Here is a 6,307-nt window from a genome sequence, read left to right on the forward strand (position 1 = left end):
AGGGGGCCGGGCGGGGGCACCGGGGGCAGACGGAGCAGTTCGTCGTAGACCGTGGCGTGGACCCGCGCCACGGCGGGGACATGGTCGATCTCGACCGGGGGCAGGTGTCCGCACTCGAGGATGAGACACCCGGTGCCCAGGGCCCGGTCGGTGAGGGTGTGCCGGAACCGCACGGCACTGATCCGGCGCAACGGCACGTCGACACACCGTCGCGTCGAGCCGGCCGGCCGGTAGAGCACGCGCTCGTCGGTCACCACGAGGTCGGTGCGCGCCCACCGCAGCGCGGGCCACAGGCCGAAGCGCAGGACAACGAGGAGGTAGATCCCCGCCACCATCGCCCAGGTCGCGGCCCGGTCCCCCGAGTGCACGACCTGCGTCTCGATGAACCCCCCGGCGATCCCGGCGAGACCGGCGCCGATCACCGTCACCAGTGCGGGGCGCACGAGCGCGCGCCAGTGCGGGTGGCTGTGGACGATCAGCGTCTCCCCCGGAGAGACGACCGAACGGACGAACCCCACGGGTCAGCCGCCCCACCGGCCGGCGGCCGGACGCACGTGGGTCACGTCCCCGGCGGCCACGGACAGCTCCCCGTCCGGGGTGACGACGACGAGGCGGCCCTCCCTGTCCACGCGTGCGGCCCGCCCTGTCCGTACGACGTCGCCCGGCAGTTCGACGCGGACCTCGGCCCCGACGGTCGAGCAGGCCGCCGAGTACTCGGCCATGAGCTCGTCCGAGATGGTCGATCCGCTCCCGCGTTCGCATCGACGCCACTGCTCGTGCCGGTGCGCCAGGGCCTCGAGGACCGCCCGTGCGACGACGTCACGGTCGGTCGTCCCACCGGAGAGGGCGAGGGAGGTCGCGTGCGGGACGGGCAGTTGCTCCCGCGTCAGTGTCACGTTGATCCCCACACCCACCACCAGCGCGGGAAGGCGCAACTCGAAGTCCCCCTCCGCGGGGACCGTCGTCATCTCCGAGAGGATCCCCGCGATCTTGCCCCCGTCGACGAGCACGTCGTTGGGCCACTTGAGCGTGGCGTCCACCCCGCCCGCCGCCACGAGTCCGTCCCGGATCGCGAGACCCGTGACCAGGGGCAGCCACCCGAACAGGGTGGGTGAGACCGAGCCGGGCCGCAGCAGGACACTCACCACCACCTGGGTCCGCGGAGGCGCCGTCCACGTGCGTCCGAGCCGCCCGCGTCCCGAGGCCTGGTACTCGGCCAGGAGCACACCGCGGTCCGCGGCGCCCAGTCCCGCTCGCCTCATCGCCTCGGCGTTGGTCGACCCGACCTCCTCCAGGACCTCGAGGGAGCTGTACGGCGCACCCGGCCTCTCGACCAGCTCCCGGCGGAGGGCATCGGCGTCGAGCGGGCGCGGCGATTCGGGTCCGGGGTCTGCGTGCACGACGTCCAGAGTAGGTCCGAACCCCGCCCGACGGCGGGGTCGGTGTCGGGGGAGTAGGCCGGGTCACGTCGCCACGGAGCCACCCGAGTCGTTAGAGTCTTACAACATGACGACTGCCTCAGAACCGGACGTGAGTGACGACGTCCAGACCGACGCTGCGACGCCCGACATCCACACGACCGCCGGGAAGCTGTCCGAGCTGCGTCGGCGGCTCGACGAAGCCCGTGCACCGATGGGACAGGCCGCGGTCGACAGGACGCACGACAAGGGCCTGATGACGGCCCGCGAGCGGATCGAGAACCTGCTCGATCCGGGCTCGTTCGTCGAGATCGACGCGCTCGCCCGCCACCGCGCCACGACCTTCGGCCTGGCCGAGCGTCGGCCGCTGGGCGACGGTGTCATCACCGGGTACGGCACCATCGACGGCCGGAGCGTCTGCGTCTTCTCGCAGGACGCCACCGTCTTCGGCGGCTCCCTCGGTGAGGTCTACGGCGAGAAGATCGTCAAGGTCATGGACCTGGCCCTCAAGACCGGCCGCCCGATGATCGGCATCAACCACGGCGCCGGTGCCCGCATCCAGGAGGGTGTGGTCTCGCTCGGCCTCTACGGCGAGATCTTCCACCGGAACGTCCAGGCGTCCGGCGTGATCCCCCAGGTGTCCCTGATCATGGGCCCCTCCGCCGGTGGACACGTCTACTCCCCCGCCCTCACCGACTTCACCGTGATGGTCGACAAGACCTCGCAGATGTTCGTCACCGGCCCGGACGTCATCAAAACGGTCACCGGCGAGGAGGTCACCCAGGAGGAGCTCGGCGGCGCCACCACGCACATGACCAAGTCGGGCGTCTCCCACTACACCGCGAACGACGAGCAGGACGCCCTCGACTACGTCAAGGACCTGCTGTCCTACCTGCCCAGCAACAACCGGGCCGAGGCCCCCCGGTTCCCGGTCCCGCCGACCGAGGGCGCGATCGAGGACAACCTCACCCTCGAGGACCACGAGCTGGACACGATCATCCCGGACTCCTCCAACAGCCCGTACGACATGCACGAGGTCATCTCGCACATCGTCGACGACGGCGAGTTCCTCGAGACCCAGGCGCAGTACGCCATGAACGTGATCGTCGGGTTCGGCCGGGTCGAGGGCCGCAGCGTCGGCGTGGTGGCCAATCAGCCCACCCAGTTCGCGGGCTGCCTGGACATCAAGGCCTCCGAGAAGGCCGCGCGCTTCGTCCGCACCTGCGACGCCTTCAACATCCCCATCCTGACCCTGGTCGACGTCCCCGGCTTCCTGCCGGGCACCGGCCAGGAGTTCGACGGGATCATCCGCCGCGGCGCGAAGCTGCTGTACGCCTACGGTGAGGCCACGGTCGGCAAGGTCACCGTGATCACCCGCAAGGCCTACGGCGGCGCGTACGACGTCATGGGTTCCAAGCACATGGGCGCCGACATCAACCTGGCGTGGCCGACCGCCGAGATCGCTGTCATGGGCGCCTCCGGGGCCGTCGGGTTCGTCTACCGCGAGCAGTTGAAGGCCGCCGCCGCGAACGGCGAAGACGTCGACGCGCTGCGCCTGAAGCTGCAGGCCGAGTACGAGGACACCCTCGTCAACCCGTACGTCGCCGCCGAGCGGGGTTACGTCGACGCCGTCATCCCGCCGTCGCACACCCGCCTGCAGGTGGCTCAGGCGCTCCGCCTGCTCGACCGCAAGGTCGTCGAGGTGCCCGCCAAGAAGCACGGGAACATCCCGCTGTGACCGCCGCCGAGCAGCAGCAGGACGCGGAGAACACGGCCGTGGAGAACGAGGCCACGGACGAGAAGGCCGCGGCGCCGTTCTTCCAGGTCGTGCGCGGCAACCCCACCGCGGTCGAGGTGGGCATCCTGTCCGCCGTACTGGCGACCGCGCAGGGTAACGCCGTCCACGAGGGCGAGTTCCCCACGGGCATCAAGGACGACTGGGGATCCTACGAGGACCGACTGCGGCCGCCGTTCGGGTACAACCCCACGTCGTTCCTCAACCGCCGCCAGTACTGACCCGGCCCAGCCCGGCGGCACCACAGCCGCCCCCGTCCCTGCACGCCCGCGCGCACCGAAGCACCTGCGGGAGTGCGACGCCGGGGGCGACTGTGGTCTGTCCGTACAGGCGCGTGGGCGGATGCGAACCGGCTACGCGGCAACCACACCGGACGCCCGGCCCGTAGGTTGGGGGACACCAACTCCCAGGAGGCGCCGCGTGTCCAACGAGCCCACCACCCCCGAACGCGACGACCGCGACCACGGCAGCCGCGCCGGGACCACCGAGGGCACCGCCACCCATCTGACCGACATCATCGGTCGCGCCGAGCCCTTCGAGAACCGGCCTCGGGCCTCCGTCGTGCACGAGGACGAGACCGCGAAGATCGTGGCGTTCGAGTTCGCGGAGGGTCACGAACTCGGCGACCACGCGGCCCACCACCCGATCCTCGTCCAGGTCCTGAGGGGCCGGGTGGAGTTCGGCCTGCCCGACCGCACGGTCATCCTGGTGCCCGGTGAGGTACTCCACCTCACACCGAGGCTGCGGCACTCGGTGCGCGCGCTCGAGCCCACCACGCTCACCGTCACCATGCTGCTGCCGCGGGCCTGAGGCCCTGGCTACGCTGGGTCCATGATCACGTTCGTCCTCGCCTCGGCCTCCCCGTCCCGACTGCGGATCCTCCAGCAGGCCGGCGTGGACCCGCTCATCCGACACCCGCTGGTCGACGAGGACGCCCTCCAGGCCGCGCTCCCCGCGGGCACCCCGCATGTGCGCGTGGTGGAGGAACTGGCCCGCGCCAAGGCGCAGGACGTCCTCGATCGTGAGGGCGGGGCACTCGCGGCCGAGGCCCGTGCCGCGGGTGCCGACACGCTCATCGTGGTGGGCTGCGACTCGATGCTCCTGGTCGACGGCCGGCTCGAGGGCAAGCCGCACACCTACGAGCGTGCGATGGCGCGGTGGCGCAAGATGCGCGGTCGTCACGGGGTCCTGATCACCGGCCACGCACTGATGGTCGCCGACCTCACCGGGGACGACCCCCTCGTCGTCACCCGGAGCGGGACCGACACCTCCGACACCACGGTTCACTTCGGCGCCCCGTCGGACGCCGACCTCGACGTCTACCTCCGCACCGGCGAGCCCCTCGAGTGCGCCGGCGCCTTCACCATCGAGTCGCTCGGCGGCTGGTTCATCGACCGGATCGACGGCGACCCGTCGAGCGTCATCGGACTCAGCCTTCCGCTGTTGCGGCGCCTCCTCGAGGGGGCCGGGATCCACGCGCACCAGTTGTGGCGGCCCGAGCTCCGCAGCTGAACAGCAGGTCAGAGAGGCGACGACCCGCTCGGCCCGCCCCCGTGGGGCAGCCCTTCGACCCCCAAACCCACACATGAGGGGGGCCTCTCATTAGACTGCTGGAGAATATCGGTGCCCCTACCGGGCGCACCGGTCTAAGAGACGTCCATCACCAGGAGGCCCTGAGTGCCCAGTCATGCCAGCTCTCACATCACCAAGGTCCTCGTCGCCAACCGCGGCGAGATCGCTGTACGTGTGATCCGCGCGGCGAAGGACGCCGGTCTGGCCAGCGTGGCCGTGTACGCCGAGCCCGACGCCGATGCCCTGTTCGTCAAGCTGGCCGACGAGGCCTTCGCCCTGGGAGGCACCACCTCCGCGGAGTCGTACCTGGTCTTCGACAAGATCCTCGACGCCGCCGCCAAGTCCGGGGCCGACGCCATCCACCCCGGGTACGGCTTCCTCTCCGAGAACGCCGACTTCGCGCAGGCCGTCATCGACGCCGGGCTGATCTGGATCGGCCCCCCGCCGAGCGCCATCCGCGACCTGGGCGACAAGGTCACCGCCCGCCACATCGCCGAGCGCGCCAAGGCTCCGATGGCGGCCGGCACCAAGGACCCCGTCGCCAATGCCGACGAGGTCGTGAAGTTCGCGGAGGAGTACGGCCTGCCCATCGCCATCAAGGCCGCCTTCGGTGGCGGCGGGCGCGGGATGAAGGTCGCCCACGAGATGTCCGAGGTCGCCGAGCTCTTCGACTCGGCCACCCGTGAGGCCACCGCCGCCTTCGGTCGCGGCGAGTGCTTCGTCGAGCAGTACCTCGACAAGGCGCGCCACGTCGAGGCCCAGGTCCTCGCCGACCAGCACGGCAACGTGGTCGTCGCCGGCACCCGCGACTGCTCGCTGCAGCGTCGCTTCCAGAAGCTCGTCGAGGAGGCCCCGGCCCCGTTCCTCACCGACGACCAGCGCAAGCGGATCCACGACTCCGCCAAGGCCATCTGCAAGGAGGCCGGTTACTACGGCGCCGGCACGGTCGAGTACATGGTCCAGGGCGACACGATCTCCTTCCTCGAGGTCAACACCCGCCTCCAGGTGGAGCACCCGGTCACCGAGGAGACCGCGGGCATCGACCTCGTGCTGCAGCAGTTCAAGATCGCCGAGGGTGAGGTGCTCGAGTTCACCGAGGACCCGACCCCGCGCGGCCACGCGTTCGAGTTCCGCATCAACGGCGAGGACGCCGGACGCGGTTTCCTGCCCGCCCCCGGCACGATCACGGGCTACCACGAGCCCAGCGGGCCGGGCGTCCGCGTCGACTCCGGCGTCGAGCAGGGCGACACGATCGGTGGCCAGTTCGACTCGATGCTGGCCAAGCTGATCGTGTGGGGCGAGGACCGCGACCAGGCGCTCGCGCGGTCGGCCCGTGCCCTCGCGGAGTTCACGGTCGAGGGAATGGCCACCGTCATCCCGTTCCACGCCCACGTCGTCGCCAACCCCGCCTTCGTGGGTGACGGGAAGGGCTTCGACGTCTACACCAAGTGGATCGAGGAGGAGTGGGACAACCCGATCGAGCCGTGGAGCGCCACCGGTGCCCCCGCCGACGACGACGAGC

At 70.8% G+C, this 6,307-nt stretch carries 7 protein-coding genes; 5 read left to right on the forward strand and 2 right to left on the reverse strand.

Going from position 1 to position 6,307, the window contains the following annotated elements; all coding sequences use genetic code 11:
- Window positions 1-518, reverse strand: a 518-nt coding sequence (locus G6017_RS05610; protein WP_182616336.1) for a PH domain-containing protein, incomplete at its 3' end; no start/stop codon positions are given.
- A 3-nt stretch (window positions 519-521) separates the two neighbouring features.
- The gene (locus G6017_RS05615) at window positions 522-1,400 is read right to left on the reverse strand and encodes a biotin--[acetyl-CoA-carboxylase] ligase (RefSeq protein WP_182616338.1); all 879 of its coding nucleotides are present in this window, start codon (window positions 1,398-1,400) and stop codon (window positions 522-524) included.
- A gap of 106 nt (window positions 1,401-1,506) precedes the next feature.
- Between G6017_RS05615 and G6017_RS05620 the strand changes: the two genes are divergently transcribed.
- The 5 genes from G6017_RS05620 to G6017_RS05640 all read left to right on the forward strand — a co-directional run.
- Window positions 1,507-3,156 carry an acyl-CoA carboxylase subunit beta gene (locus tag G6017_RS05620; protein WP_182616341.1) on the forward strand — a complete coding sequence of 550 codons (1,650 nt, stop codon included), beginning with the start codon at window positions 1,507-1,509 and terminating at the stop codon, window positions 3,154-3,156.
- On the forward strand, window positions 3,153-3,434 hold the full coding sequence (locus G6017_RS05625; protein ID WP_347237949.1) for an acyl-CoA carboxylase subunit epsilon: 282 nt from the start codon (window positions 3,153-3,155) through the stop codon (window positions 3,432-3,434). The genes G6017_RS05620 and G6017_RS05625 overlap by 4 nt, the downstream gene beginning before the upstream one ends.
- 199 nt (window positions 3,435-3,633) lie before the next feature.
- On the forward strand, window positions 3,634-4,023 hold the full coding sequence (locus G6017_RS05630; RefSeq protein WP_182616343.1) for a cupin domain-containing protein: 390 nt from the start codon (window positions 3,634-3,636) through the stop codon (window positions 4,021-4,023).
- Between the two features lie 21 nt (window positions 4,024-4,044).
- Window positions 4,045-4,725, forward strand: a complete 681-nt coding sequence (locus tag G6017_RS05635; RefSeq protein ID WP_182616345.1) for a Maf family protein — start codon at window positions 4,045-4,047, stop codon at window positions 4,723-4,725.
- Window positions 4,726-4,890: 165 nt separating this feature from the next.
- A partial coding sequence (locus G6017_RS05640; protein ID WP_182616348.1) for an ATP-binding protein occupies window positions 4,891-6,307 on the forward strand: 1,417 nt, incomplete at its 3' end.

The organism is Dietzia sp. B44 (assembly GCF_014145245.1).
GTDB lineage: Bacteria > Actinomycetota > Actinomycetes > Mycobacteriales > Mycobacteriaceae > Dietzia > Dietzia natronolimnaea.

What these genes read in the sequence shown, in the direction of transcription:
- G6017_RS05635 (WP_182616345.1), top strand. Translation starts at nt 4,045, where the DNA reads ATGATCACGTTCGTCCTCGCCTCGGCCTCCCCGTCCCGACTGCGGATC.
- G6017_RS05620 (WP_182616341.1), top strand. Translation starts at nt 1,507, where the DNA reads ATGACGACTGCCTCAGAACCGGACGTGAGTGACGACGTCCAGACCGAC.